Raw genomic sequence first — 23,558 nt, 5'->3', positions numbered from 1 at the left:
AGAGGGAGGCTCATGTTGTAAAGGTTTGTATAGCCGCGCGAACTATGCGTGGCGGCAGCCGACCAGAGGGAGGCTCATGTTGTAAAGGTTTGTATAGCCGCGCGAACTATGCGTGGCGGCAGCCGACCAGAGGGAGGCTCATGTTGTAAAGGTTTGTATAGCCGCGCGAACTATGCGTGGCGGCAGCCGACCAGAGGGAGGCTCATGTTGTAAAGGTTTGTATAGCCGCGCGAACTATGCGCGGCGGCAGGTGACCGCCACCAGCGAGTTAGGGAAAATAAAGGAGAGATCAACATGTTTATGCATGGAACAAGCAGAATAAATAGTAGTGGACATTTAGAAATTGGTGGGGTTGACACAGTACAGCTTGCAAAGGAATTTGGGACACCTTTGTTTGTATATGATGTCGCATTGATGAGAGAACGGGCTCAGCAATTTCGTCAAGCATTTGAAGATGAACAGGTTCATTACCAAGTAGCCTATGCAAGCAAAGCATTCAGTTGTGTAGCGATGTTTCAATTAGCGACAGAATTAGGATTAAGCTTAGACGTAGTTTCTGGTGGAGAGCTGTATACAGCAATGCAAGCAGGAGTCCCAATGGAAAAAATTCATTTTCACGGCAATAATAAAAGTTTAGACGAGCTTGAAATGGCAGTTGATGCAAATATTGGATGTATCGTTGTTGATAACTTTTATGAACTACGTGAATTAGGGAGAATTTGTAGAGAAAAAGGCAAAAAAATTGAGATTTTACTTAGAATTACACCTGGAGTAGAAGCTCACACCCATGATTACATCTCAACGGGACAAGAAGATTCAAAATTTGGTTTTGATTTAACGAGTGGACAGGTTTATGAAGCAATTAAACTCGCTCAGGATGATGAGCATATTGAATTACTTGGGATTCATAGTCATATAGGGTCACAAATCTTTGAAACAACTGGATTTGTCATGGCAGTCGAAAAAATCTTTGAATATGTCGTCGAGTGGCGTGATAACCTAGGGTTTATTCCAAAAGTTATTAACTTAGGCGGTGGCTTTGGTATTCGTTATATTGAAGGAGATACTCCGCTACCAGTTGGCGAATACGTGAGAAAAATGGTTCAAGTTGTGAAAGAAAAAGCGATATCATTCGAAATGGACATTCCTGAAATTTGGATTGAGCCAGGACGCTCTCTTGTAGGAGATGCGGGTACGACTCTTTACTCAATTGGTTCAAATAAAGAAATTCCAAATGTGCGTCATTACTTGGCTGTTGACGGAGGAATGAGCGATAATCTTCGTCCTTCCTTATATCAAGCTGAATATGAAGGGATTTTAGCAAATCGTGCAAATGAGCCAGCTACCGATACATTTTCAATTGCGGGAAAATGTTGCGAAAGTGGGGATATGCTTATTTGGGATTTACCGCTACCTAAAGCAGACCATTTGGATATTTTAGCTGTATTCTGTACGGGAGCATACGGGTATGCAATGTCTAATAATTATAACCGTATTCCACGGCCTGCCGTGATCTTTGTTGAAGAGGGAGAAGCACAGTTCGTCGTTAAACGTGAGAGCTATGAAGATCTTATTCGCCTTGATGTCCCTCTAGCCAAAAAAGTAAATCAATCGTAAATGACTTCAAACGCCAAATCGCTTATGCGGTTTGGCGATTTATTTTTTTCCGGTAAGAGTGACCATAAACTGGAAGTGTATTCCCTTGTAAAAATATTCAAAAAACTCTACTTATCTACTAATGAATGCACATAGTGCTTTGAGCTACTATTTTTAGTAGGGGGGGAAACGATGAAAAAGCTTCTTAGTTTTATGTTTATATTATGTTTGCTAATGCCTAGCCAAGCGTTCGCTTCGTCGAGTATTGCAGACGCAGTAATAGACTCAGCCAAACAGCAACTTGGCAAACCGTATAAGTATGGGGCAGCCGTTGGTGATTTAACTGGATTTGATTGTTCTTCTTTTTCGAGCTATGTCTTTAGTTTACATGGAATTTCCTTGCCAAGAGTAAGTATGGACCAGGCTAAAACGGGAATAGAAGTGAGTCGTTCCAATTTAAAGAGAGGAGACCTCTTATTTTACGATACAAACGGTGATGGACAGATTAACCATTTAGGGATTTATATAAGTGCCAATGAAATGATCCATTCATCATCGAGTGCAGGTGTACATCTTACGAATCCATTTACAACGTACTGGTCACCGCGTTTTGTTACAGCTAGAAGAGTAATAACGGAACAAAGGCAGACGCCTATTCAATCTGAGACAATATATAGTGTGAAAAGTGGTGATACGATGTTTAAAATAGCCAAAGAGTATGGAATAACCGTTGATGCACTTAAATCACATAATCGTTTAACGTCGGATTGGATTTATATAGGGCAACAATTACGAATTCCTCCAGGTAGTACATTGACACAGCAAGTACTAACTGGTGATGTACACACTGTAAAAGCTGGGGATACCTTATGGCTAATTAGTCGTCAATACAATAGTACTGTTCAGGATTTAATGACTTGGAACGAGCTTACGACTACATCCATACAAGTAGGACAAAACTTAAAAGTGAGAGCGATTACAAACGCAAACTTGTATACTGTCCAATCTGGTGATACGTTATGGAGAATAGCCGTTGCCAACGGTACAACGGTACAAGCGATCAGTGAGATGAATCAACTAACAAGTACAACTCTTTTCGTTGGTCAAGCCCTTCAATTACCTTAATGAAAGTAAACTCTCTTGTCTACAAAGAAGACGAGAGAGTTTTTTGATTAGAGCTAGTCCAAAATTTCACATTACGGTTAGAATAGTGTACAATAAGGCGAAACATTTTGAATGGAGGCATACATATGAAAAAAGGAAGCATCGCTTTTGAAAATGGTGAAAAAATCGTCATTGAATTTTTCCCTGAGGAAGCACCAAAAACAGTTGAAAATTTTGAGAAGCTAGCAAATGAAGGTTTCTATAACGGATTAACGTTCCACCGTGTCATTCCTGGATTTGTAGCACAAGGTGGGTGTCCTGTAGGTAATGGAACAGGTGGCCCAGGGTATACAATTAAATGTGAGACGGAAGGAAATCCTCATAAGCATGTTACAGGTGCCCTTTCTATGGCACATGCGGGAAAGGATACAGGAGGCAGCCAGTTCTTTATCGTTCATGATCCTCAACCTCATCTTGACGGTGTGCATACAGTATTTGGACAAGTTATCGAAGGCGTTGACTCTGTCCGTCGCATAAACCAAGGTGATGTAATGAAGGAAGTAAAGGTTTGGGAAGAATAGTCCAAACTTTTTGAAGCTGAGCAACCCGTGCTCGGCTTCTTTTTTAACATTTATGCTGTCTCTACTATTATTTTTTCTCTTAATAAAGGAATCTATTAATTTTTATTGTATATATTATGGATAATAAGAGAGGATGACAGCTACTATGGAAATGAATAGAGCTAGCTTTTGGAAAAAATATATTGGAAACACTAGATTGGATTTGTCGATTGCCGAGTATACAAAGGTATCGAGTTCATGGTCGGGAAAAAATTTCAAGCCGCATTTTAATAAATTTTATTATTTTTTAGATGGTGAAGGGTTTATTTGTATAAATGGCCAACGGTATCATCCAAAGCCTGGGCAGTTATTTTTACTTCCAGCAGGTGCAACTCAATCCTTTGGAACCGTAAAAGAACATACGTATGAAAAATATTGGTGTCATTTTACTGCAAAAATAGGTGAGCTTCATTTATTACAAGTAATAGAAGCTCCAATTTTTATTACAGTTGATGATCAACAAGCGGTTGAACATAAATTTAAGAACCTTGTTCAGTATTCAAAAAGTGAAGAGTTGTATAGTGAATTTCTTAGTCAAGCTATTTTGCTTGAATTACTCTCCATGTTCATGAAGGAGAATCAGCAGCAACCAGAAATTCAACTCGTCTCAGCACCTTCCATTAGTAAAATTAATAAAGTATTAAAGTTTATTGATGAACACTTAGCTGAAAATTTATCGGTTGATTACTTATCAGGTATGTTAAATTTTCACCCAAATTATTTTATTAAAGTGTTTAAAAACTGTACGGGTTATTCTCCAATACAATATATTAATCATCAAAGGTTTGAAAAAGCGGAACAGATGCTTGTGATGTCCGATTTAACCGTCTCGCAAATAGCCGATAAAATTGGGATGGAACTTACGTATTTTTCGAGAAAATTCAAAGAGAAAACAGGATTTTCGCCGAGAGCTTACCGTGAGATGATAATTAAAAGTACGAAAGAACAGACGGAAAATAATCACGTGTTATAATAAGTAGGTTAGTTCAGATAACTAGCCTTTTTTGTCTTGGTTAAAAAAGAAAGAGGCTACAATAAAGATAAAAGGAGGAATGACAGTGGCTGATATTAAATTTGAAATTACAGAAACGATTGGTGTGTTGTCGGAGAACCCGAAAGGCTGGAGGAAAGAATTAAATTTAGTGAGTTGGAATGGTAGGGAGCCAAAGTATGACTTACGTGATTGGTCTCCTGATCATGAAAAGATGGGAAAGGGAATAACGTTAAACAATGATGAATTTATAAAGCTTAAAGAGCTTCTTGATCAGGTTGATCATAGATCACTACATAAATAGAGGAGTTAAAAGGTTCTGTAAGGAGATGGAGAGGAGAGACACACAATCGGTACGTTTGTTTATGCATTAGGAATTATTGTCTTCGGATTAGCATTAGGAAAAAGTATACGCTTGCTTGTGGACGCTCATCGCTTACCATTAGCTTGGCCAATAGATAAAATGATCAAGGCCTTAATTCGTATCGTCCTTTTAGGTATTAATCCGCTTGTGTTAATAGGGGCTTTTTGGTTTGTGGATTTAGGAGATACGAGCTTAATTTACTTGCCGATTTTGGGAATATGTACGCTTATTTTAGGAGGGACACTCGGAATCGTTGCAGCAAAATTGTTGAAGCTGAATCGTCCCCAAACTGGATCGATGTTTGTAACCGGAGCGTTTGTAAATATTGGTAGCTTCGGTACATTATTTTGCTTTTTGTTTTTAGGGGAAGCAAGTGTCGCGTTTGCTGCACTATTTCGCTTATTTGAAGAACTTATTTATTATACGGTGGCGTTTCCAATCGCAAAGGCTTATGGTTCTAGTGATGAAAATGTAAAGAAAAAATCAGCCTTAAAGAAAATCATAACAGATCCCTTTATTATGATTACCTTTTCTGCGATTGTTATTGGCGGGACTCTAAATGTTTCACCGTTAGAACGCCCAGAATTTTATGGTTCGTTAAATCAGGTGCTTGTTCCATTGTCTTCATTCTTATTAGTAATACCAGTGGGTTTCGCCATGAGGTTTGGTTCTGTAAAAGGTTATTTGAAGGAGAGCTTTTCGGCTTCTGTGATTAAGTTTTTACTTGTTCCTCTTACAATTACTTCGACTGCTTATTTCCTTGGGCTTGGGGATATGCATAATGGAATGGTGTTAGGTGTGATTTTAATCTTATCAGCCATGCCGCCTGCGGTATCTTCTCTTGTTCCACCTCAATTGTTTAAACTTGATGTTGACTTGGCAAACTCGAGCTGGCTCGTTAATACAGGATTGCTAATTGTTATTTTGCCGATATTATATATGATTGTTAGCCTATTATAGAGAGGGTTTATCATGAAAAGAACAAAAGTAACCGTTATAGGTAGCATTAATATGGATTTAGTGACAGATACCAAGCGATTACCGAATAAAGGTGAAACGGTTATGGGCGAATTTTTTTCGATGATCCCAGGAGGTAAGGGGGCAAACCAAGCAGTAGCTGCTGCAAGACTAGGTGCAGACGTTTCATTAATCGGACGTATTGGTGAAGATCCCTTTGGACTGTCATTAAGAAAACATTTAGAGCAGGAAGGGATAACGCTTTGTGAAGGGGAGCCTGTTCACTATAAAAGTACAGGAGTCGCTTCGATTACATTAGCAGAAGGAGACAATCGGATTATTGTCGTTCCTGGTGCAAATGAAGAGGTAACAGCACCATTCGTATCTCAATTTGAAAAAATAATTGCATCGAGTGATGTTGTTTTGCTGCAATTAGAAATTCCACTCAAAGCTGTCGAATGTGCCCTTTCGCTTGCAAAGAAGCATCAGGTACGTACCATTCTCAATCCAGCTCCAATACGCTCTTTACCAAACTCGCTACTTAAAGATGTGACATATTTTACGCCAAATGAACATGAGGTTGGCGCATTAAATATTGTCGATAAAGCAAAACTGATTGTTACTAGAGGTGAAAAAGGGGTTACCTTTTTTGAAAATGATACAATTAGAAGTGTTGAAAGTTACCCAGTTGAAGTAGTAGATACGACCGGGGCCGGTGATGCTTTTAATGGTGCATTCGCAGTTGCATTATCCGAAGGGAAAAGCTTAAAAGAGGCTTGTCAATTTTCGGTTGCGGTTGGTGCATTAGCCGTCACCAAATTAGGTGCTCAAGCAGGAATGCCAACTCGTGAAGAGTTAAGCTATTTTCTAACAAGAAGAGATAAGTAATGAAATCAATGAATATGAAAATAATATAACATATGGTTTTAGCTTGGTAGGGTGGGGAGACGATGGCTAAATTAAAAAAATATAAATTGTTTGGTGGCCGTATAGTAAAAACTGGCATAGCGGTATTATTCACAACTAGCTTTTGTTATTTACTTGGTTTACCGATGGTGTTTGCAGCAATTATTGCAATCGTTACTATTGAACCAACTGCAGCCGATTCAATTAAAAAAGGGATTGTTCGATTTCCAGCGGCGCTTATCGGCGCTAGTTTATCAATGACATTTACATATTTTTTCGGTCATACTCCACTCACCTTCACGTTGGCTGCAGTAACAACCATCTTTGTTTGTATTAAATTAAAGCTAGAAGCAGGTGCTTTAATCGCAACTTTGACAGCAATCATGATGATTCCTGTAACCCATGACTATTATTTTTTGGCTTTTATCGAAAGAACGAGCACGACCATTATAGGGTTAATTGTGTCAACGCTCGTTAATCTTTTAATACTTCCAGCAAAATTTTCTGAGCAAATCAAGCAAAGAAATGAACGGCTTTATACAGAAACGGCACATTTATTTATGTTGCGTTGTGGTGAGTTGTTAAAGAATAATAAATGTATATCTAAACAAACACAGGATAAACACCGTTATTTAACAAATGAATTAAAAAAATCGTTTCAATTATGTCATTATCAACGAGACGAATGGAAATTTCATCGTCATTCAACGGGGGAAATGAGAGATTATTTTTATGAGTATAAAAAGTTAGAGTGTTTGCAGCAAATTCATTATTATCTCGGAAATCTATTCTCTATTACAAAAGAAATCCAGCTGTTTAATAAACAAGAACGCGAGATGATCATGAAAATTGTGGAATCGGTTGTAAAGGTTATGAAAGATCCAGCACACCGAATGTCCCCTGAATACCTTCGGGAGGTTCGGGATTTGGATGAGTTATTTTGGCATACAAATGAATCTGTTCATAAAGAACTAACAAAGAAATATCATCATCATTTTACCCCATCGACGATTATTCTATTTGTTGTATTATCGATTCATGATGTCCTTGAGGAATTAGAGCATCTAGCAAGGCATCAAATAGAAAGAGGAAGATTATGAGTATACTTTTTTACGAGGGTACAGGCTTTTGGAAGTCACCTACTGAGTACAAGCCAGGTGAAGCGTTAACGAGTGGAGCCTTATCTGAAATTGAACAGAAATTAGATGTAAGGTTACCTAAAGAGTATATTTCCCTAATGCAGCAGCAAAATGGTGGCAATCTTTCGTTCGGATATATCCCATTTGAAGACGGAGATGTCGTCTGGATTCCATATTTTCAAGAGCTTGAGGTTGATGCAGGGGTGGGATTGTCTACGATTTTTGCAGAGGAATGTGGTTTACCTACTAAAATGGTCCTTATTGCCGGAGATTTTGAGACTTGGCTAGCGCTTGATTACCGTGGGGGAGTAGAGCCTGCTGTTGTTTATTGGCAACAGACTTTATCAGAATCAGGTGAGTCAGTTTGGGAGGAATATCGAGTTGCTGATACTTTCTCGCAATTATTAAGGAAACTATTTAGGAAGGTTAAGTAGTGAAAAGGATGTGCCGAAACATTGCCGGCACATCCTTTTATTCAGTATCCTCGTCGCGATTGGTTGTTCGTAATGGGATTTCCTTTATAAAGGCTGTTACAACCACCCCACAGGTAACAATAATCGCACTAAACAGAAAGACACCTGTTAAGGAGTAATTTAACACGTCGCGCATTGTGAGAATTAGTTGATCAAATAACGTAATCATCTCTGTCGGGAAGCTTGAACGCATCTCCTCAATCACATCTAAATCCATAAGAAGCTGTGGGTTTTGAAGCTCAGCTAAACGCTCATTCATTTCTTCTGGCAGTGGCGCTGAAGCAGGCTGAGTATTTACTTCCTCAAGACGATTTTTCATTAATTGTCCTAATATCGTTCCCATGACAGCGACTCCAATGGTACCGCCTATTTGGCGGAACACTTGCATAACGGACGTTGCTACACCTAAATATTGATGCTTAACTGCATTTTGGACGGTAACTTGAAAAACAGGCATTGCCATTCCTAGTCCCATACCAATAATAATTAGCTGAAGTATTAAACGTAATAAGCTAGAGTCAGGGTGTAGTAGGGAATTCAAGAATAGGCCTAAAGCCATAAGCACGAGACCGACAAGTGCAATTGTTTTATACTTTCCGGTTTTGGTGATAAGTTGTCCGCCAATGGTACTTAAGATGACCATGGAAATCGTCATCGCCATTTCCACTAGACCGGATACGGTAGCAGTTCTCCCAAGTACACCTTGAACGAAGAAAGGGGTATACATAATCACACCAAACATTCCCATCCCTAAAAATAACCCGGCAATATTCGAGAGAGTAAATACTTGGTTTTTAAAAAGATGAAGCGGGATAACTGGATTTTCTACGCGTTTTTCAATGAAAATAAAGACAACGAGACCGATAATCGTAAACGAGAATAACCCAATAATTTGGTAGGAAAGCCATTCATATTCATTTCCACCCCATGAAAAGCCAAGTAATAATGAAATAATAACAAGTGTTAAAACGAATGAACCAAGATAATCAATCGATTGTTTTTCTTGACGTATATGAGTAGGGTAAAGCTTCCAAATTAAGAAAAAGGCAATAAAACCAATCGGTAGAAAAATCCAAAAAACCCAGTGCCAATTGAAATTATCAACAATGTATCCACCTAGAGTCGGACCAAATAAACTTGAAAGACCAAACACTCCAGCAAACATTCCTTGCCAACGACCGCGTTCACGCGGAGAGAATAAATCGCCAACTGTTGTAAAGGCCGCTGACATAATCATTCCTCCACCAAATCCTTGGATACCTCGATAAATAATTAATTGGATAATCGTATCCGAAGTACCGCTTAAAAAAGCGCCCGTCATAAATACGCCAATACCGATAAGGATAAATACTTTTCGGCCGTAAATATCTGATAAACGTCCTACTAACATCGCTGTAATCGTAGAAGATAGCATATAAATCGTAAAGACCCAGTCAAAATAGTCCATACCACCGATTTGAGAAATAATCTTTGGTAGGGCCGTCCCGACAATGGTCATATTAATGGCTGCAAAAAACATAGCTGACATAATTGCAATCATAATAATGACTTTTTGTCGTTGTTCTAAATGTTCCATCATGTAACCTCCGTTTTTAATGTGACTAGTCTTTGAAGGTGTAATACATCATCCTCTAGCTCTGGTGCGGATGCTAAGAAACTTAAAAAGGACTGGACTATAAATCTTCGTGGTACATCTTTCTTCCATTCCTTATGTAAATGATCAAGTGTCAAAATTAAATCTTCTTTATGTCCCGTTTCAAACGTGCTAGCATTGATTTTTTTTTCGAGTTTATTAATTTCAAAGGCTATTTTTTCTTCTTGGGAATGAAATAATTCTTTTCCTTTGTTCTCCTTATCCTCGTTCATCCTCGCAGTTATAACCGGAGTTGGCTTGTTAGTAAGACAGTCCTTAACAAGTGCATCAAGCCTTCCAACAATAAAGGTGGAAGCTGATTTAATATCAATTGGCTTTTTTTCAAAAACAAGCTGATGCTGATATTCTTTCATGATTCCATGGAATAATGAAACCAAATCCCACAAATAAGGTTCGATTTTGTCACCATAAGCCTGTAACAGCATTTGTTTTTGATAATGCTTAATCGTAGACCGTGTTTGTGAGAGAAACTTTTTAATTGTAATGCTCTTTTGATGAAGCTGCTCATTTAAAAGAATTTTGATAAAATCTCCATTTTCTTTAAAGAGCGTTAACTGAATGAAGATTTGTTTCGCTAAGTTTTCTTCTTGCGTGTGCTTCGTATCCTGTGCAATAAAGGTCAGCTGCTCAAACATCTCCTCTTGATAACGTCGGATAATGGAAAGCAACAGTTCTTCTTTTGACTTGAATTGTAAATAAACAGCACCTTTGGACATTCCGACTTCCGAAGCAATTTCTTGCATGGAGGTAAAGTGAAAGCCGTTCTTAGCAAATAAGGTCATCGCTACTTTAATAATTTGCTTTTGTTTATCATTCATCACGTTTCCCTCACTTCAATTGTGCGTATGACTAGTTGGTCATATGTGACTAACTGGTTACGTTGTGACTATACCATATGAGGCTCGTTCTAGACAATCAATTTGTATCCCTTATCTTTATTAAAAAATGTAAGAAAAAGGACGGTTCTATGGTATCTTGTAAAGAGTGTTGAATGATTAAAAATGGAGGTTATCATTATGTTTTCAAAAGAAGAAAGAGATGCCATTTATAAAGTGATCCATATGCGTCGTGATATTCGGAGCTTTTTACCGAATCCAATTCCACAAGAGGCGATAAATAATATACTAGAGGCTGCACATCACGCGCCTTCCGTTGGGTTTATGCAGCCGTGGAACTTTGTTTTGATTACTTCCGAGCAAATAAAGGAAAAATTAGCTTGGGCAGCAGATAAAGAAAGACGAGCGTTAGCGATACATTATGATGGTGAAAAAGAGTCTTCTTTTTTAAGCTTAAAGGTGGAAGGGTTAAAGGAAGCGCCATTAACAATTTGTGTCACATGTGATCCGACAAGGGGAGGCTCACATGTATTGGGACGTAATTCAATTCCTGAAACCGATAGTCTCTCAACGGCTTGCGCTATTCAAAACATGTGGCTTGCTGCGTGTGCAGAAGGACTAGCGATGGGCTGGGTCAGCTTTTATAAAAAAAATGATGTTCGTGATATATTAGAGATTCCCCCTCATATCGATCCAATTGCGTTAATGTCAGTTGGTTATACAGAAAATTATCCAGAAAAACCGATATTGGAGTTAGCGAATTGGGAAAAGCGTCGATCGCTCGAGCAACTAATTTATGAAAATAAGTGGGGACAAAAGAAAAACCAATTATGAAAGGATCGGAATTTAGATGGACTTTCTTTTTGAAGAATTGTTACAGATTAATTGGCAGGAAGTGATGAAGTATTTCTTAATATTATTTCTAACAGCTGTCATTACCTATGGATTTATTTTCATTATGCGCTTTAGTTTACACCAATTTTTTAAACGAACAGATTATATTGATAAAAAGCATGAGGAAACGTTAGAGAGTGTGATTAAAACAACATCGAACTATGTTGCATTTCTCATTATAATGTTAACGGCCCTCAGACCATTTATAGATATTCGCGAATTGCTTGTAGCAGGTGGTGTCATCGGGATTGTAATTGGATTTGGGGCACAAAGTGCTATTAAAGACATGCTCTATGGTTTCTTCTTTCTTTTTGAAGGACAATTTAGAAAAGGTGACTTTGTTCGGATAAATGATGAGTTGGATGGGGGAACGGTTGAAGAGTTAGGGTTTCGAGCGTTGAAAATTCGCAAGCTAAATGGGATGCTAACAACAATATCTAATGGAGAAGTTCGGAAAGTAGTGAATGGAAACATTGAATCTCGCCGGATTTTTGAAGGTATCATTGTAAGCTTTCGGCAAAATCCACAAGAAGTAAAGGAATTATTTTCTCGGCTCTGTGACAAACTCAATGAACGTCATGATGCCTACTTGAAACGAGACAAAGAAGGACAAATTATTGAACCTTATCGTGTACATGGAATGTCGTCTTTAGACACAACACCGTTAGGAATAAAATTTATGATTGTGGCTACTGTGAACGATAGCGATTATATCATTGCAGTTCAAGAAATGAAAGAACAATTCGCACAGGCTTTGTTCGAGAACAACATCATTATGCCGGAACAACATCTCGTATATAAGAGCGACACGATTAATGAATAATGACTATTCATTATTAAACCGTCATTCCCGGATTAAAAGGGGGATGTCGGTTTTATTTTTTTTATCATATTTAAAAGTTAAAGATAAAGGTGTCACTGGCTGAAAAGAGCTTGGAGATTAATTCCTTGCTTTTTTATATGACGAATGGTAATATCTATTCAATCAAGAGCATAGCAAAAACACATAGTTATAATTAAATAGTATCCTTCGGGGCCGGGTGAAAATCCCGACCGGCGGTGATGAAGCATAAATGGCTTCTTAGTCCGTGACCCGATTTTGATTCGTCAAAAGCGGTGGACCTGGTGAAAGTCCGGGACCGACAGTGAAAGTCTGGATGGGAGAAGGAGAGAAGAGCATGTGAGGCATTTTTTTCGAAAAATGCTACAAAACTATAGGGTAAGTATGCCCTTTTTCAGATGCTACCACGCAATCCGTTTGTCTTAAGGGAACGGCTTGTTTCGTGATACTCTTATTTAGAAACCAACCCGAAGGAAAGAAACTTCGGGTTTTTTGTATTTTGTGATAGAACGAGGGGATCCAAATGAAAGATGAGGATTATATGAGGTTGGCTCTCCAGCTTGCCGAGGGGACTCGTGGACAAACATCCCCGAATCCCATGGTCGGTTCTGTGGTCGTAAAGGACGGTCAAATTGTAGGGATGGGTGCGCATTTAAAGGCTGGAGAGGGTCATGCAGAAGTTCAAGCACTAAAGATGGCAGGCGATAAAGCTTATGGTGCAACGATTTATGTCACCCTTGAGCCATGTAGTCATTACGGAAAAACACCACCGTGTGCTGATTTAATTATTGAGAGAGGCTTAAAGCGAGTCGTTATTGCCATGGTCGATCCTAATCCTGCTGTAGCGGGAAAAGGAGTAGAAAAACTAAGAAAGGCAGGCATAAAGGTTAAGATTGGGGTTTGTGAACAGGAATCAAGAGATCTGAACCAAGTGTTCTTCCACTATATTAAAACGAAAAAGCCGTTTGTTACGTTAAAGTCAGCAACGACGCTCGATGGAAAAACAGCAACAGTAACAGGAAAAAGCAAATGGATTACAGGGCCTCCTTCTAGAGAGGATGTTCATCACTACCGACACACTCATGATGCGATTCTTGTCGGTAGCGGAACGGTTATAGCTGACAATCCGTCTTTAACAACTCGTTTACCGAATGGTGGGAAAAACCCAGTTCGAGTCATTCTAGACCGTCAGCTTCGCACCCCTTTAGACGCTAATATAGTAACAGATGGAGAAGCACCAACTTGGATTATGACGACAAAAGCAGCTTCACAGGAAAAAGAAAAGCTGCTTCAGGAAAAAGGTGTGACCATTATTCGCGTTGATGCGTTTTCGATTTCTTCCGTTTTAGAAGAGCTAGGGAGACGTAGTATAACTTCCGTTTTTGTTGAGGGAGGAGCCGAAGTAAATGGTGGCTTTCTTCAGGAAAAACAAGTGAATCAAGTTATTACGTACATTGCACCTAAGTTATTTGGTGGTGCTGGTGCACCGTCTGTAATCGGAGGAGAGGGTGTATCCGAAGTTGATGAGGCACTAAAGTTCGTTATTCAAAACGTTGTAAAAATTGGAGACGATGTGAAAATTGTTTCAGTAAGGGAGGGATAAATGATGTTCACCGGAATTATTGAGGAAATTGGAACAATTGAGGATATACGCCAAAGTGGAGAAGCGATCGTGATGAAAATCGCAGCAGAAAACGTGTTAGAGGACGTACAGCTTGGCGATAGTATTGCCGTAAATGGTGTCTGTTTGACGGTGACATCCTTTACGTCTAAACATTTTTCTGTTGATTTAATGCCTGAAACAGTACGATCTACGAGTCTGAAAGGCTTAGGACGTGGTTCAAACGTTAATTTAGAGCGCGCGATGAGCGCAAAGGGGCGCTTTGGAGGCCACTTTGTTTCAGGGCATGTCGATGGTATTGGACAGATTTTATCAAAAGATGCGCAGCATAATGCAGTTTATTATCGGATAGGGGTTTCTCCGGAGCTTCGTAACTATATGATTTATAAAGGTTCCGTAGCTGTCGATGGTACGAGCTTAACAATTTTTGCTGTAGATGATTCCTCTTTTACCATTTCAATTATTCCTCATACGCTAGAGGAGACGATTATCGGCTCTAAAAATGTTGGTGATATTGTTAATATTGAATGTGATATGGTAGGTAAATATATTGAGCAATTTATTGTAAGACGATTTGAACAATCGACTTCTGGCCCATCTCTATCTGCAAGCTTTTTAGAGGAGCATGGCTTTAAATGATGTTGAGATTCTATAACAAATAAATAAGGTAGGTGAAATCGATGACAAAGAACATCTTTGATCCGATTGAGGAAGCAATTTATGAATTAATGCAAGGCAAAGTTGTGATAGTATGTGATGATGAAGATCGTGAAAATGAAGGTGACTTTATCGCAATAGCGGAAAAAGTAACACCTGAAGTGATTAATTTTATGGTCACACATGGTCGTGGACTCGTATGTGCACCAATAACGGAAGAACGAGCAAAACAATTAGATCTAGAAGCAATGGTTGATCATAATACTGACCCACATGGTACGGCGTTTACAGTTAGTGTGGATCATTATACGAATTCAACAGGAATTTCAGCAAAGGAACGAGCGGATACAGTCCGCGCTTTAATTGATGATAAGGCTAAAAAACATCATTTTAAGCGTCCTGGTCATACGTTCCCACTTATAGCAAAGAATGGTGGCGTCCTTCGTCGAGCAGGCCATACAGAGGCGGCAGTCGATTTAGCAAGACTTGCTGGTTCAAAGCCTGCTGGTGTTATTTGTGAGATTATGAATGAAGATGGCACGATGGCACGTGTCCCTGAATTGAAAAAAATTGCAAAAGAGCATGAGTTAAAAATGATTACAATTAAAGATTTAATTAAGTATCGTCATCGAAAAGATAAGCTTGTGAAACAAGAAGTCGAAATAAAACTCCCAACTGATTTTGGTGATTTCCGAGCAATTGGTTATAGTGATGTCGTCGATGGCAAGGAAAGTGTCGCTCTAGTAAAAGGGACCATTATAGATGGAGAGCCAACCCTTGTACGCGTTCATTCCGAATGTTTAACGGGTGATGTGTTTGGTTCACATCGCTGTGATTGTGGTCCTCAGCTTCATGCAGCTCTTGCCCAAATTGAGAGAGAAGGAAAAGGGATTCTATTATACATGCGTCAAGAGGGGCGTGGAATTGGATTAATGAATAAGCTTCGTGCTTATAAATTACAGGAAGAAGGCTATGATACAGTAGAAGCGAATGAAAAGTTAGGCTTCCCTGCAGATTTACGGGATTATGGAATTGGGGCGCAAATATTGCGTGACCTCGGTGTAAAGCAAATGAAATTGCTAACGAATAATCCAAGAAAAATTACTGGGTTAAAAGGGTATGATCTTGAAGTCGTTGAACGTGTGCCGCTTCAACTTCCTCATAATAAGGACAATGAAAAATACTTGCGGACAAAAACCGAGAAATTAGGACATATGCTTCATTTTTAAAAGAGTTTTCTTGAGCTTTTTTGAAAAAAAGCTCTCTACATAGAAGGAGGAATTACTAATGGGTAAAGTATACGAAGGTCATTTAGTTGGAACTGGATTAAAGGTTGGGATCGTTGTTGGCCGTTTTAATGAATTTATTACGAGTAAGCTTTTAGGTGGAGCAGAGGATGCACTAAAGCGTCACGGTGTGGCTGAAGGAGATGTAGATGTTGCATGGGTTCCAGGTGCATTTGAAATTCCGTTTGCAGCTAAGAAGATGGCCGATAGTGGACAATATGATGCAGTGATAACGTTGGGGACTGTTATTCGTGGTTCAACGCCTCATTTTGATTACGTATGTAACGAAGTAGCGAAGGGTGTCGGCTCACTATCATTATCTTCTGGAAAGCCGGTTATTTTTGGTGTTTTAACAACCGATACAATTGAGCAGGCAGTTGAGCGCGCAGGTACGAAAGCTGGTAACAAAGGCTGGGATGCTGCAACAGCTGCGATTGAAATGGCGAATTTAAGTCGTTCATTTGACGCATAAATTAAACATACTAATGGTGAGTAAAGCGTAACCTTCATTGAGGTTACGCTTTTCATCTTTCTACATATACTATTTATGAACAGATTTAACTCGCCTTTTATAGGACTTTTGAATTCAGTCCATTTTATGTTGTTGCCTATGGTAAAATAAAAAAGAAGAGAAATGGTAAAGAGGGGAAACTATGCTTATCGCTTATAAACCTTTCAATCAAAAGATTGCAATGGGTCTTCTTTCATTTATGCCAAAAGAAAAGGATTTAAAGAAGCTACAAAAAACGATCGAACAATATGAAGAAGATCCAGAGTGGAAATTGTATTTATGGCAAGAAGAAGCTGATTTTGTAGGAGTGCTAGGGATTAAGCTTCAGGGAGAAGAGGCATTGTTGCAGCATCTTTGTGTGAATCCATCCCATCGTCAGGAAGGGATTGGTAAGAAAATGCTTCAAGCATTTAAAGAGCAAACAGCTTACCAATTAAAACCGACTAAGGAAACGAAAGCGTTTTATCAAGCATGTGAAAGTGAACTAGTCTAAAATGACAGCGAAAATGTAAAGGTGAATAAAGGAGAGACTCCTTTGATTCACCTCTATAAACTTATGGAACGAATATTAGTTATTTTGTTGAGTATGACGCTTTTTAATTTGGAATGTTCTCTCTTCGATGACCTCACTACGGTCTCTTTTTTTATGTTTATGAATTAGATAATTATTATTCAGATCACTTCGGTGAGCCCAAGTAATCCCTAAATGCTGACATTGCTCTTGGCAAGTGATAAGAAGGTCGTGATCAATGATAGGGAGATTCATATCTGAAAAAACGGGTCTTTCTTCACTCAATTCCTTCACTCTCGTACTAAGCATTGTCATTAACTGTTGACTGTCCAACCCGAGTTTTCTGATTTCTTCTCGCTCTGATTGAATAATAGTTAAGGCACTGCTTAGCATCCGTTTTGCTCCTGTTATATTGCCCCTTCGTTCATGATAAAGGCCAACAGCAATTTGAATGAGCCCTACCCAATGATAATCACGCTTACCACGCGGTTTTAATTTCCAATGTTCTTCCAACACCTCGTGACATTCAAAGTAATCCCGATAGCCATGAAAGTAGATGAGGTAATCATAATAAGCTTTTGGATACATATCGCTAAACTCCTTCACTGGTAGTCTTATCTAGTGTAGCATAACCTTTTACAAAACGAACGGTTGAGTGAAACAACACTCACGTAGAAAAATGTAAAAAAAGGATCTGATTTGTTGAAGAATGTTTTGTTTTCTTTTGGTAAGATAGAATAGGATTATTAAAATCCAAGAGGGCGAAAGAATGTTCCCTGACGTGATATTTTATGATATAATCTCATCTAAAATAACGAGAAACTAGTGGTGGTTGGAATGGATCCTTACAGTGTAAAGCTTGATGCATTTGAAGGTCCTCTTGATCTTCTTCTTCACCTAATTAATCAAGCTGAAGTGGATATATATGATATACCTGTTGCACCAATAACGGATCAATATATGAATTATGTTCATGCGATGCAAGAGTTGGAGCTAAATATTGCTAGTGAGTATTTAGTTATGGCTGCAACACTATTAGCCATAAAAAGTAAAATGCTTTTGCCAAAACAACAGGAGCATTTGTTTGATGAAGACCTGATGATGGAAGAAGAGGAAGACCCAAGAGACGAGTTAATGTACCGTTTAATTGAGTATCGGAAGTATAAGGAAGCGGCAAATGATTTAAAGGAAAAGGAAGAAAGACGAAGTTTAATTCATACCCGCCCCCCTGAGGATTTGGAGCCATACATAAGTGATGATGAACGTCGAGAAATTGCGATTCAAGGTGTTTCTTTATTTGATATGTTAGCGGCCTACCAGAAGCTTGTGAAGAGAAAAGCGTTAAAGGCTCCGAGAATGACAACTGTTAAAAGTCAGGAGTATTCAATTGAAGATCGAATGATCGAAGTATTAGAGGAATTAAAGACATTCAAAGGGAAATGTCGGTTTGAAGAGCTTTTTCCTGTTCCCGTACGGAGTCATATTGTTGTAACATTCTTAGCAATTCTTGAATTAATGAAAACAAATGCGATCCGCTGTGAACAAGAAGAAAATTTTTCTGACATCACAATTTATCGTACAGAGGGAGGAACGACGCATTGAAGCTTCAGGAATTAAAAGCAGTCATAGAAGCGTTGCTCTTTGTAACAGGTGATGAAGGTATGACTTCAGAGCAAGTTGCTGAAATTTTAGAACTAGAAACAACTACGGTTGAAGAAGCGATATCTGACCTACAAGCCTGTTATGAAAATGAGAATCGTGGACTACAAATCGTTCAAGTAGCAGGCGCCTTTCGTTTTACAACTAGAGCAGAGCATGCTGCATATTTAAAAAAATTAGCTGCCTCACCTATTCATTCGGGATTATCGCAGGCTGCATTAGAAACGTTGGCTATTATCGCCTATCGCCAGCCGATTACTCGTGTCGAGATTGATGAAATACGTGGAGTGAAGTCGGAAAAGGCGATTCAGTCACTTGTCTCAAAACTTTTAATTAAAGAGGTAGGACGAGCTCCTGGAACGGGAAGGCCTATTTTATACGGAACAACGAAGCAGTTTTTAGACCACTTTGGTTTGACCCACTTAGACGAGCTTCCGCCACTGCCTGAAGATGTCGATGATGAATCTTTAGAGGATGAAGCGGATTTATTTTTCAAAAAATTTGAAGAAGGATTAGAAGCAGAGTAAGTTGTTACTCTGCTTCTTTGCTTTTAATCGAAAATACCAAGACAAACACACTGCCTATTTTTGCTACATACCATAGAAGGACTGCATAAAAGGAGGAAGATAAATGAATCAACATGAAGAGACTATTGAGCAGTGGGCTTTGAGTTTAAAGGAGATGTGGAGTGAACATGGAGCTACGATTGAAAAACAAGTTGGTTATGAACGGACTGAGCCGTTTGTTACGGCACTTATAGAGTTACTTAATGAAGTGGAAAAACCTCAGCAATATCGAGATATAGATTTAGACCAGTTCGCATCTAAAGTTTATACCGAATGGTGCACGCTCGAATCCATTTTTGACAATCGTCAAGCGAATGGACAGCAATTAAGCCGTGTTCCAATCGGCGGTCATAAGCTCCCACCGCTTCCCTATCCATATGATGCATTAGAGCCTTATATTTCTAAAGAAATTATGAAGCTCCATCACCAAAAACATCACCAGAGCTATGTTGACGGTTTAAATAAAGCTGAGAAAAAGATGGAACAGGCGCGAAAATCTGGTGACTATGAACTAATAAAGCATTGGGAGCGAGAGGCGGCGTTTAACGGTGCTGGGCATTATTTACACACAATTTTTTGGAATATTATGAGTCCAAGGGGTGGCGGAGAGCCGAGTGGTGAATTAGCTGCACAAATCAAGCGAGATTTTGGTAGCTTCCGCAAAATGAAGGAGCATTTTTCGAAAGCAGCTGAGAATGTAGAAGGTGTAGGTTGGGCCCTTTTAGTTTGGTCACCACGCTCCCACCGTCTCGAAATCCTTCAAGCCGAAAAACACCAAAACCTTTCTCAACAGGATATTGTACCATTGCTTGTCTTAGATGTTTGGGAGCATGCTTATTATTTACAATATAAAAATGAACGCACTCCTTATATTTCCAACTGGTGGAATGTAGTGAACTGGCCCGCAGTGAATGAACGCTATATGAAAGCTCGTCAGTTGCTGTGGAAACCTTATTAAGCTAAAAAAGTGCCTAAGGGATTTTTACTATCCCTTGGCACTTTCATACTGTTTAGAAATTCTAGTCTTCAATTCCGAACAAAGAAAGGATATAAGGCTTAAATTCAGTCATTCTTTTGTCATTTGGCTCCTTATCAGTTCCTGCTATTATGAGCGCTGCTTCTGTATCATTTTTATGGAATCCACCATGTTCACCACCGTCATGATGGACAGGTGAAGCTTCCGTTTTCATAACATAACCAGGTTTTGCTGTTATAATCATGGAATCTGAATGGCTATGCAGTGCATGATAAAGCTGATTAAATGCGTCTGGATAATCCCCATAACTTATCGTTTGCTCATCGTGATTAATGGTTACGTCTACGAGATGAGGGTCTCCTGATAGTTCCCAACTTTGATCAAATTCATCTTTCCAACCCCCGTCTTTTTTCACACGTAATATTTCGTCGTTATGATGAATGACCAGTTCTTCACCTTCTAAATAGGCAACATGGTCAACTCGTTCATCTTGTAATATGCTTGATTGAATATCCTTCCAAGCTATTTCTGTTAAACCTCGATATAGATAGACCATCCGATGGTTATTAGCGACAATAAAGTCAGCGCTTGCGGGGTCATCTAGAAGCGGAGCAATGGAATAAGGCTCTAGTAAAGGCTCTAATTCAATTGCTGCTTTCCCTTTGTCATGTACAATGGCATCTTGACCATGATCACCAAAAACGATAAAAATATTCTCCTCTAAAGCTTTATCCCAGCTGTCATAACTATTTAATATTTCCTGTAAATAATAATCTGCCTCAGCAAAATCTTCAACATTATCAGGTCCATGATAATGAGCTTCTTTATCAAAATTTGGAAAAAATATAAATGTAAAATCCGGTTGCTGTTGTTTTTCTATTAATTTTTTTACGACTTCAGTTGAGTGTTGGTCATTTAAGCCAAATTTTTGGTAGATCGCATCATGCTTTGATTCGTTTTCTTGAACGACTTTCGGTTGAATGACTTTTCCGAATGAAAGGAGATCAGGTCCATGTGTTTTTATTGGAATTTGTTCTGAAAGGATTTTATTAAATGGCACGGGTAACGTGAGCTCGTGTTCGGTTTGACCGCGATAAACAAGAGTGTTGATAGAACCGGTTGAAAAACCATGACGCTGTAAGCTTTCGAAAATCGTTTCTGTATTTTTGCTTAAATGAGTGTTATTTAAATGGTATAAACTATCATACAGAACTTGTTTAAACCCGAGTTTCCACATTCCCATCGTTGTGGAACCATAATTTATTAAGCGGTTTTCGTCCTGGTTATACCAAACTAATCCTGGTACATTATGTACATCAGGCTCTGCACCTGTTATCAAAGTACTTTCGATAACAACAGATAAGGTTGGAAATGGGGCAATAAACTCTTTATGAACTTGACCCCGTTCCATTAAATAAGATAAGGCGGGGATTTTTCCTTCTTTATCAGCCATTTCAAGAAGGTCATATGTCATTGAATCGACCATAATAGCAATCACTTTCTTTTGGTCTTCTCGCAATTTGGACGCATTCTCTCCTTGTAAGCTTGCCCCTTCTGGCTGTGTATCTTGACAACCGATTAAGATGATACAGAAACAAAATAGTAAGGTCCATTTTTTCATAAGAGAACACCCCTTAACTTGAGTATGGTTGAATTTCTAATTCTTGTCCCTCTAACCACTCCGCATAAAGGACAGCAGATATACCAGGAATCCCTCTTTTTATTAATTCTTCTTTTAACCAATCCTCGTTTTTGTTAAGAAACTGTAAGCCCTCTTTTATTACCTCGCCATCTAGAATTAGCATAATCGGAAGGGCAACATTGCTAGGCGGGATATTTAAATCTTGGTTATTTGGTGTATCATATAGTTTCTTTTTTAAGACACTAACTGATCCGTTTGTTTCTAAAATCCCATATTCAACTTCACGGATGGAAAAAATATCCTTTTCGCGTAATAGATGTTGTAATTGATTTAAATCGAGTTTATTCTTCTTTAAAATTTCATACTGAATTTTCCCTTTTGCAATAACGAGAGCTGGCTGTCCTTCTAAAAGAGGTCTAATGCCTCTAAACTTTTGCGTTAATTTTTGAACGGAATAGATTAATGTTCCCCACAAAAATACTGCATAAAGGATATAAGGAAGTCCGATATCTTTATCATATATAGCATTCCCTACAAGTTCCCCGAGTACAATGGCAGAGATGAAATCAAAGGGAGTTAGTTGTGTAATTTGATTTTTTCCGAGCATCTTCGTAAGGAAAAGGAGTGCTACAAATCCTACAAAAAGCTCTGTCGTTAATGCTAAAAAGTTAGTATTCACAGTGAATGCCCCTTTTGTAGTCTCGATAGTTTTTTATTTTTGGCAAAAAGGTAGGTAATTATGAGTGGAATTTGTTAAGAAAATGAAAAAGTCAGCCCTCTTTAAGGAGCTGACTTCATCTTTTCCAATAGATGATCCAACTTTGTAATAAGTCGATTAGAAGCAATATGCATTTGTCCTAATTCTGATGTGTGGTCTTCCTTCCTGCCACTAAAAATGGTTTTTACATGTTTTTTTGAATCAAGCCAATGGTGCGAGAGATACTCGTTATAAAGGTGCCAAAATTGTTGGGTTGCCAAGACGGCTTGAGGGGGAAATAATTTAGCTAATTCCTTGTCTGAATACCCATGGGACGTAGGTGCTTCTTCGATGAGTCGGGCATGAATAGTCGATTGTTGCTTATAAACCGCATCACGCACTCTATATGCCAATAGTAAAAGATGGCTTCGTGATTCGTTTAATAGTGCTTCATGCTCGATTGATAATGAGGACGGATTCATTTTTAACGTTTCTATTTCTTGTTTTAGGGCATGTAGAAGCTGGAGAGTGTACTGTTGACGCTTCAAGAGTATAAGCATAGATAGTAAGCCAAGAAAAGTCAGACAAACTAAAATACTCAAAACAATAAACATACAACACCTCCCTTAGATTTAGTATAACATGACTAAAAAGTGGAATTAACTTTTACAGAAATTTGATAAATAAATTCGGGTTTTTAAGCCATCATATTGGTGAAGAGCTTGCTCTTACAACAACTTAGGGGGATTTCGCAATGACAGTAGTAAACAAAGTAAAACAAACAATTGCTGGGTTAAAAAGTGCGCAAGCAAGCCTTGAAACATTTGGCCTAGAAACAGACAATCAGCAAGCAAAGCAATTATTTCAACAAACAGCTCAACAAGCACAGGCAATTGTTGATCAATTAGAGCCACGCTTGCAACAAATTGAGCAAGAAGAACCTCAATATAAGCAATCTTAGTCTGTGACTATTCCGCCTTACGATGAATCTTCATCGTAAGGTTTTTAAAAAATAGTGAAAACCTCAGTAATCCCCAACCTTTTTTACAAAAATTTA

26 protein-coding genes and 1 riboswitch are annotated in these 23,558 nt (G+C 38.6%); of the genes, 20 read left to right on the top strand and 6 right to left on the bottom strand.

Annotation, left to right across the window (positions count from 1 at the left end; genetic code table 11):
• Positions 1 to 294: 294 nt before the first annotated feature.
• From lysA to B1R93_RS01960, 9 genes are all read left to right on the top strand, one after another.
• Positions 295 to 1,617: a diaminopimelate decarboxylase gene (gene lysA, locus B1R93_RS02000; RefSeq protein WP_088102315.1), complete on the top strand. Its 1,323-nt coding sequence runs from the start codon at positions 295 to 297 to the stop codon at positions 1,615 to 1,617.
• Between the two features lie 171 nt (positions 1,618 to 1,788).
• Positions 1,789 to 2,721: a LysM peptidoglycan-binding domain-containing protein gene (locus B1R93_RS01995; RefSeq protein ID WP_088102314.1), complete on the top strand. Its 933-nt coding sequence runs from the start codon at positions 1,789 to 1,791 to the stop codon at positions 2,719 to 2,721.
• Between the two features lie 125 nt (positions 2,722 to 2,846).
• A complete protein-coding gene (locus tag B1R93_RS01990) occupies positions 2,847 to 3,281 on the top strand; it encodes a peptidylprolyl isomerase (RefSeq protein WP_088102313.1) in 435 nt (144 codons plus the stop codon).
• A 145-nt stretch (positions 3,282 to 3,426) separates the two neighbouring features.
• Positions 3,427 to 4,293, top strand: coding sequence for a helix-turn-helix domain-containing protein (locus tag B1R93_RS01985; RefSeq protein WP_165763704.1), 867 nt, complete (start codon positions 3,427 to 3,429; stop codon positions 4,291 to 4,293).
• A gap of 85 nt (positions 4,294 to 4,378) precedes the next feature.
• Entirely contained in the window at positions 4,379 to 4,615 is a 237-nt protein-coding gene (locus B1R93_RS01980; RefSeq protein WP_088102311.1) for a YdbC family protein, read from the top strand.
• A 111-nt stretch (positions 4,616 to 4,726) separates the two neighbouring features.
• Entirely contained in the window at positions 4,727 to 5,635 is a 909-nt protein-coding gene (locus tag B1R93_RS01975; RefSeq protein WP_088102310.1) for an AEC family transporter, read from the top strand.
• 12 nt (positions 5,636 to 5,647) lie between these two features.
• Positions 5,648 to 6,520 (top strand): ribokinase, encoded by an 873-nt coding sequence (gene rbsK / locus B1R93_RS01970; RefSeq protein WP_088102309.1) that lies wholly within the window; start codon positions 5,648 to 5,650, stop codon positions 6,518 to 6,520.
• Between the two features lie 62 nt (positions 6,521 to 6,582).
• Positions 6,583 to 7,638 (top strand): FUSC family protein, encoded by a 1,056-nt coding sequence (locus B1R93_RS01965; RefSeq protein ID WP_088102308.1) that lies wholly within the window; start codon positions 6,583 to 6,585, stop codon positions 7,636 to 7,638.
• A complete protein-coding gene (locus tag B1R93_RS01960) occupies positions 7,635 to 8,111 on the top strand; it encodes an SMI1/KNR4 family protein (RefSeq protein ID WP_088102307.1) in 477 nt (158 codons plus the stop codon). The genes B1R93_RS01965 and B1R93_RS01960 overlap by 4 nt, the downstream gene beginning before the upstream one ends.
• A 37-nt stretch (positions 8,112 to 8,148) precedes the next feature.
• On the opposite strand, the gene B1R93_RS01955 is transcribed toward B1R93_RS01960, so the two are convergent.
• Positions 8,149 to 9,726: an MDR family MFS transporter gene (locus B1R93_RS01955; protein ID WP_088102306.1), complete on the bottom strand. Its 1,578-nt coding sequence runs from the start codon at positions 9,724 to 9,726 to the stop codon at positions 8,149 to 8,151.
• Positions 9,726 to 10,622, bottom strand: a complete 897-nt coding sequence (locus B1R93_RS01950) for a TetR/AcrR family transcriptional regulator (RefSeq protein WP_088102305.1) — start codon at positions 10,620 to 10,622, stop codon at positions 9,726 to 9,728. Before B1R93_RS01950 ends, B1R93_RS01955 begins: the two co-directional genes overlap by 1 nt.
• A gap of 198 nt (positions 10,623 to 10,820) precedes the next feature.
• Between B1R93_RS01950 and bluB the strand changes: the two genes are divergently transcribed.
• The 7 genes from bluB to B1R93_RS01915 all read left to right on the top strand — a co-directional run bounded on the left by bluB (position 10,821) and on the right by B1R93_RS01915 (position 16,943).
• Complete coding sequence (gene bluB / locus B1R93_RS01945) at positions 10,821 to 11,474, top strand: 5,6-dimethylbenzimidazole synthase (protein WP_088102304.1); 654 nt, start codon at positions 10,821 to 10,823, stop codon at positions 11,472 to 11,474.
• 16 nt (positions 11,475 to 11,490) lie between these two features.
• Complete coding sequence (locus B1R93_RS01940; RefSeq protein WP_088102303.1) at positions 11,491 to 12,357, top strand: mechanosensitive ion channel family protein; 867 nt, start codon at positions 11,491 to 11,493, stop codon at positions 12,355 to 12,357.
• A gap of 199 nt (positions 12,358 to 12,556) precedes the next feature.
• Positions 12,557 to 12,707, top strand: a riboswitch (FMN riboswitch).
• Positions 12,708 to 12,898: 191 nt separating this feature from the next.
• Positions 12,899 to 13,978, top strand: a complete 1,080-nt coding sequence (ribD, locus tag B1R93_RS01935; RefSeq protein ID WP_088102302.1) for a bifunctional diaminohydroxyphosphoribosylaminopyrimidine deaminase/5-amino-6-(5-phosphoribosylamino)uracil reductase RibD — start codon at positions 12,899 to 12,901, stop codon at positions 13,976 to 13,978.
• Between the two features lie 3 nt (positions 13,979 to 13,981).
• Positions 13,982 to 14,635 (top strand): riboflavin synthase, encoded by a 654-nt coding sequence (ribE, locus tag B1R93_RS01930; protein ID WP_088103367.1) that lies wholly within the window; start codon positions 13,982 to 13,984, stop codon positions 14,633 to 14,635.
• Between the two features lie 41 nt (positions 14,636 to 14,676).
• Positions 14,677 to 15,882 (top strand): bifunctional 3,4-dihydroxy-2-butanone-4-phosphate synthase/GTP cyclohydrolase II, encoded by a 1,206-nt coding sequence (locus B1R93_RS01925; RefSeq protein ID WP_280949450.1) that lies wholly within the window; start codon positions 14,677 to 14,679, stop codon positions 15,880 to 15,882.
• A 58-nt stretch (positions 15,883 to 15,940) separates the two neighbouring features.
• A complete protein-coding gene (ribH, locus tag B1R93_RS01920) occupies positions 15,941 to 16,411 on the top strand; it encodes a 6,7-dimethyl-8-ribityllumazine synthase (protein ID WP_088102301.1) in 471 nt (156 codons plus the stop codon).
• 181 nt (positions 16,412 to 16,592) lie between these two features.
• Positions 16,593 to 16,943 carry a GNAT family N-acetyltransferase gene (locus B1R93_RS01915; protein ID WP_088102300.1) on the top strand — a complete coding sequence of 117 codons (351 nt, stop codon included), beginning with the start codon at positions 16,593 to 16,595 and terminating at the stop codon, positions 16,941 to 16,943.
• Positions 16,944 to 17,018: 75 nt separating this feature from the next.
• On the opposite strand, the gene B1R93_RS01910 is transcribed toward B1R93_RS01915, so the two are convergent.
• Positions 17,019 to 17,549, bottom strand: a complete 531-nt coding sequence (locus tag B1R93_RS01910; protein WP_088102299.1) for a DUF309 domain-containing protein — start codon at positions 17,547 to 17,549, stop codon at positions 17,019 to 17,021.
• Positions 17,550 to 17,798: 249 nt separating this feature from the next.
• On the opposite strand from B1R93_RS01910, the gene B1R93_RS01905 reads away from it, so the two are divergent.
• The 3 genes from B1R93_RS01905 (at position 17,799) to B1R93_RS01895 (ending at position 20,144) form a co-directional block, all read left to right on the top strand.
• Positions 17,799 to 18,563, top strand: coding sequence for a segregation/condensation protein A (locus B1R93_RS01905; RefSeq protein WP_088102298.1), 765 nt, complete (start codon positions 17,799 to 17,801; stop codon positions 18,561 to 18,563).
• A complete protein-coding gene (scpB, locus tag B1R93_RS01900; RefSeq protein WP_088102297.1) occupies positions 18,560 to 19,147 on the top strand; it encodes an SMC-Scp complex subunit ScpB in 588 nt (195 codons plus the stop codon). The genes B1R93_RS01905 and scpB overlap by 4 nt, the downstream gene beginning before the upstream one ends.
• A 103-nt stretch (positions 19,148 to 19,250) precedes the next feature.
• Positions 19,251 to 20,144, top strand: coding sequence for a superoxide dismutase (locus tag B1R93_RS01895; protein ID WP_088102296.1), 894 nt, complete (start codon positions 19,251 to 19,253; stop codon positions 20,142 to 20,144).
• A gap of 61 nt (positions 20,145 to 20,205) precedes the next feature.
• Here the strand turns inward: B1R93_RS01895 and B1R93_RS01890 are convergent, their stop codons facing one another.
• From B1R93_RS01890 to B1R93_RS01880, 3 genes are all read right to left on the bottom strand, one after another.
• Positions 20,206 to 21,783 carry an alkaline phosphatase family protein gene (locus B1R93_RS01890; protein WP_088102295.1) on the bottom strand — a complete coding sequence of 526 codons (1,578 nt, stop codon included), beginning with the start codon at positions 21,781 to 21,783 and terminating at the stop codon, positions 20,206 to 20,208.
• 13 nt (positions 21,784 to 21,796) lie between these two features.
• The gene (locus B1R93_RS01885; protein ID WP_088102294.1) at positions 21,797 to 22,483 is read right to left on the bottom strand and encodes a DUF421 domain-containing protein; all 687 of its coding nucleotides are present in this window, start codon (positions 22,481 to 22,483) and stop codon (positions 21,797 to 21,799) included.
• 101 nt (positions 22,484 to 22,584) lie between these two features.
• Complete coding sequence (locus tag B1R93_RS01880) at positions 22,585 to 23,115, bottom strand: hypothetical protein (RefSeq protein ID WP_088102293.1); 531 nt, start codon at positions 23,113 to 23,115, stop codon at positions 22,585 to 22,587.
• Positions 23,116 to 23,255: 140 nt separating this feature from the next.
• On the opposite strand from B1R93_RS01880, the gene B1R93_RS01875 reads away from it, so the two are divergent.
• Positions 23,256 to 23,462 carry a DUF1657 domain-containing protein gene (locus B1R93_RS01875; protein ID WP_088102292.1) on the top strand — a complete coding sequence of 69 codons (207 nt, stop codon included), beginning with the start codon at positions 23,256 to 23,258 and terminating at the stop codon, positions 23,460 to 23,462.
• Positions 23,463 to 23,558: the final 96 nt, after the last annotated feature.

It is taken from the genome of Halalkalibacter urbisdiaboli (assembly GCF_002156385.1).
GTDB lineage: Bacteria > Bacillota > Bacilli > Bacillales > Bacillaceae_D > Halalkalibacter_A > Halalkalibacter_A urbisdiaboli.
The sequence above is the reverse complement of the archived record's forward strand: the minus strand, read 5'-3'. Positions and strand labels throughout refer to the sequence as shown.

Coding starts and splice junctions, on each gene's coding strand:
- ribE (WP_088103367.1), top strand. CDS start 13,982: ATGTTCACCGGAATTATTGAGGAAATTGGAACAATTGAGGATATACGC.
- B1R93_RS01940 (WP_088102303.1), top strand. CDS start 11,491: ATGGACTTTCTTTTTGAAGAATTGTTACAGATTAATTGGCAGGAAGTG.
- B1R93_RS01965 (WP_088102308.1), top strand. CDS start 6,583: ATGGCTAAATTAAAAAAATATAAATTGTTTGGTGGCCGTATAGTAAAA.
- B1R93_RS01875 (WP_088102292.1), top strand. CDS start 23,256: ATGACAGTAGTAAACAAAGTAAAACAAACAATTGCTGGGTTAAAAAGT.
- rbsK (WP_088102309.1), top strand. CDS start 5,648: ATGAAAAGAACAAAAGTAACCGTTATAGGTAGCATTAATATGGATTTA.
- B1R93_RS01995 (WP_088102314.1), top strand. CDS start 1,789: ATGAAAAAGCTTCTTAGTTTTATGTTTATATTATGTTTGCTAATGCCT.
- B1R93_RS01955 (WP_088102306.1), bottom strand. CDS start 9,726: ATGGAACATTTAGAACAACGACAAAAAGTCATTATTATGATTGCAATT.
- B1R93_RS01950 (WP_088102305.1), bottom strand. CDS start 10,622: ATGAATGATAAACAAAAGCAAATTATTAAAGTAGCGATGACCTTATTT.
- B1R93_RS01890 (WP_088102295.1), bottom strand. CDS start 21,783: ATGAAAAAATGGACCTTACTATTTTGTTTCTGTATCATCTTAATCGGT.
- B1R93_RS01990 (WP_088102313.1), top strand. CDS start 2,847: ATGAAAAAAGGAAGCATCGCTTTTGAAAATGGTGAAAAAATCGTCATT.
- B1R93_RS01915 (WP_088102300.1), top strand. CDS start 16,593: ATGCTTATCGCTTATAAACCTTTCAATCAAAAGATTGCAATGGGTCTT.
- B1R93_RS01925 (WP_280949450.1), top strand. CDS start 14,677: ATGACAAAGAACATCTTTGATCCGATTGAGGAAGCAATTTATGAATTA.
- B1R93_RS01910 (WP_088102299.1), bottom strand. CDS start 17,549: ATGTATCCAAAAGCTTATTATGATTACCTCATCTACTTTCATGGCTAT.
- ribH (WP_088102301.1), top strand. CDS start 15,941: ATGGGTAAAGTATACGAAGGTCATTTAGTTGGAACTGGATTAAAGGTT.
- B1R93_RS01895 (WP_088102296.1), top strand. CDS start 19,251: ATGAATCAACATGAAGAGACTATTGAGCAGTGGGCTTTGAGTTTAAAG.
- B1R93_RS01985 (WP_165763704.1), top strand. CDS start 3,427: ATGGAAATGAATAGAGCTAGCTTTTGGAAAAAATATATTGGAAACACT.
- B1R93_RS01905 (WP_088102298.1), top strand. CDS start 17,799: ATGGATCCTTACAGTGTAAAGCTTGATGCATTTGAAGGTCCTCTTGAT.
- lysA (WP_088102315.1), top strand. CDS start 295: ATGTTTATGCATGGAACAAGCAGAATAAATAGTAGTGGACATTTAGAA.
- bluB (WP_088102304.1), top strand. CDS start 10,821: ATGTTTTCAAAAGAAGAAAGAGATGCCATTTATAAAGTGATCCATATG.
- B1R93_RS01880 (WP_088102293.1), bottom strand. CDS start 23,115: ATGTTTATTGTTTTGAGTATTTTAGTTTGTCTGACTTTTCTTGGCTTA.
- B1R93_RS01960 (WP_088102307.1), top strand. CDS start 7,635: ATGAGTATACTTTTTTACGAGGGTACAGGCTTTTGGAAGTCACCTACT.
- ribD (WP_088102302.1), top strand. CDS start 12,899: ATGAAAGATGAGGATTATATGAGGTTGGCTCTCCAGCTTGCCGAGGGG.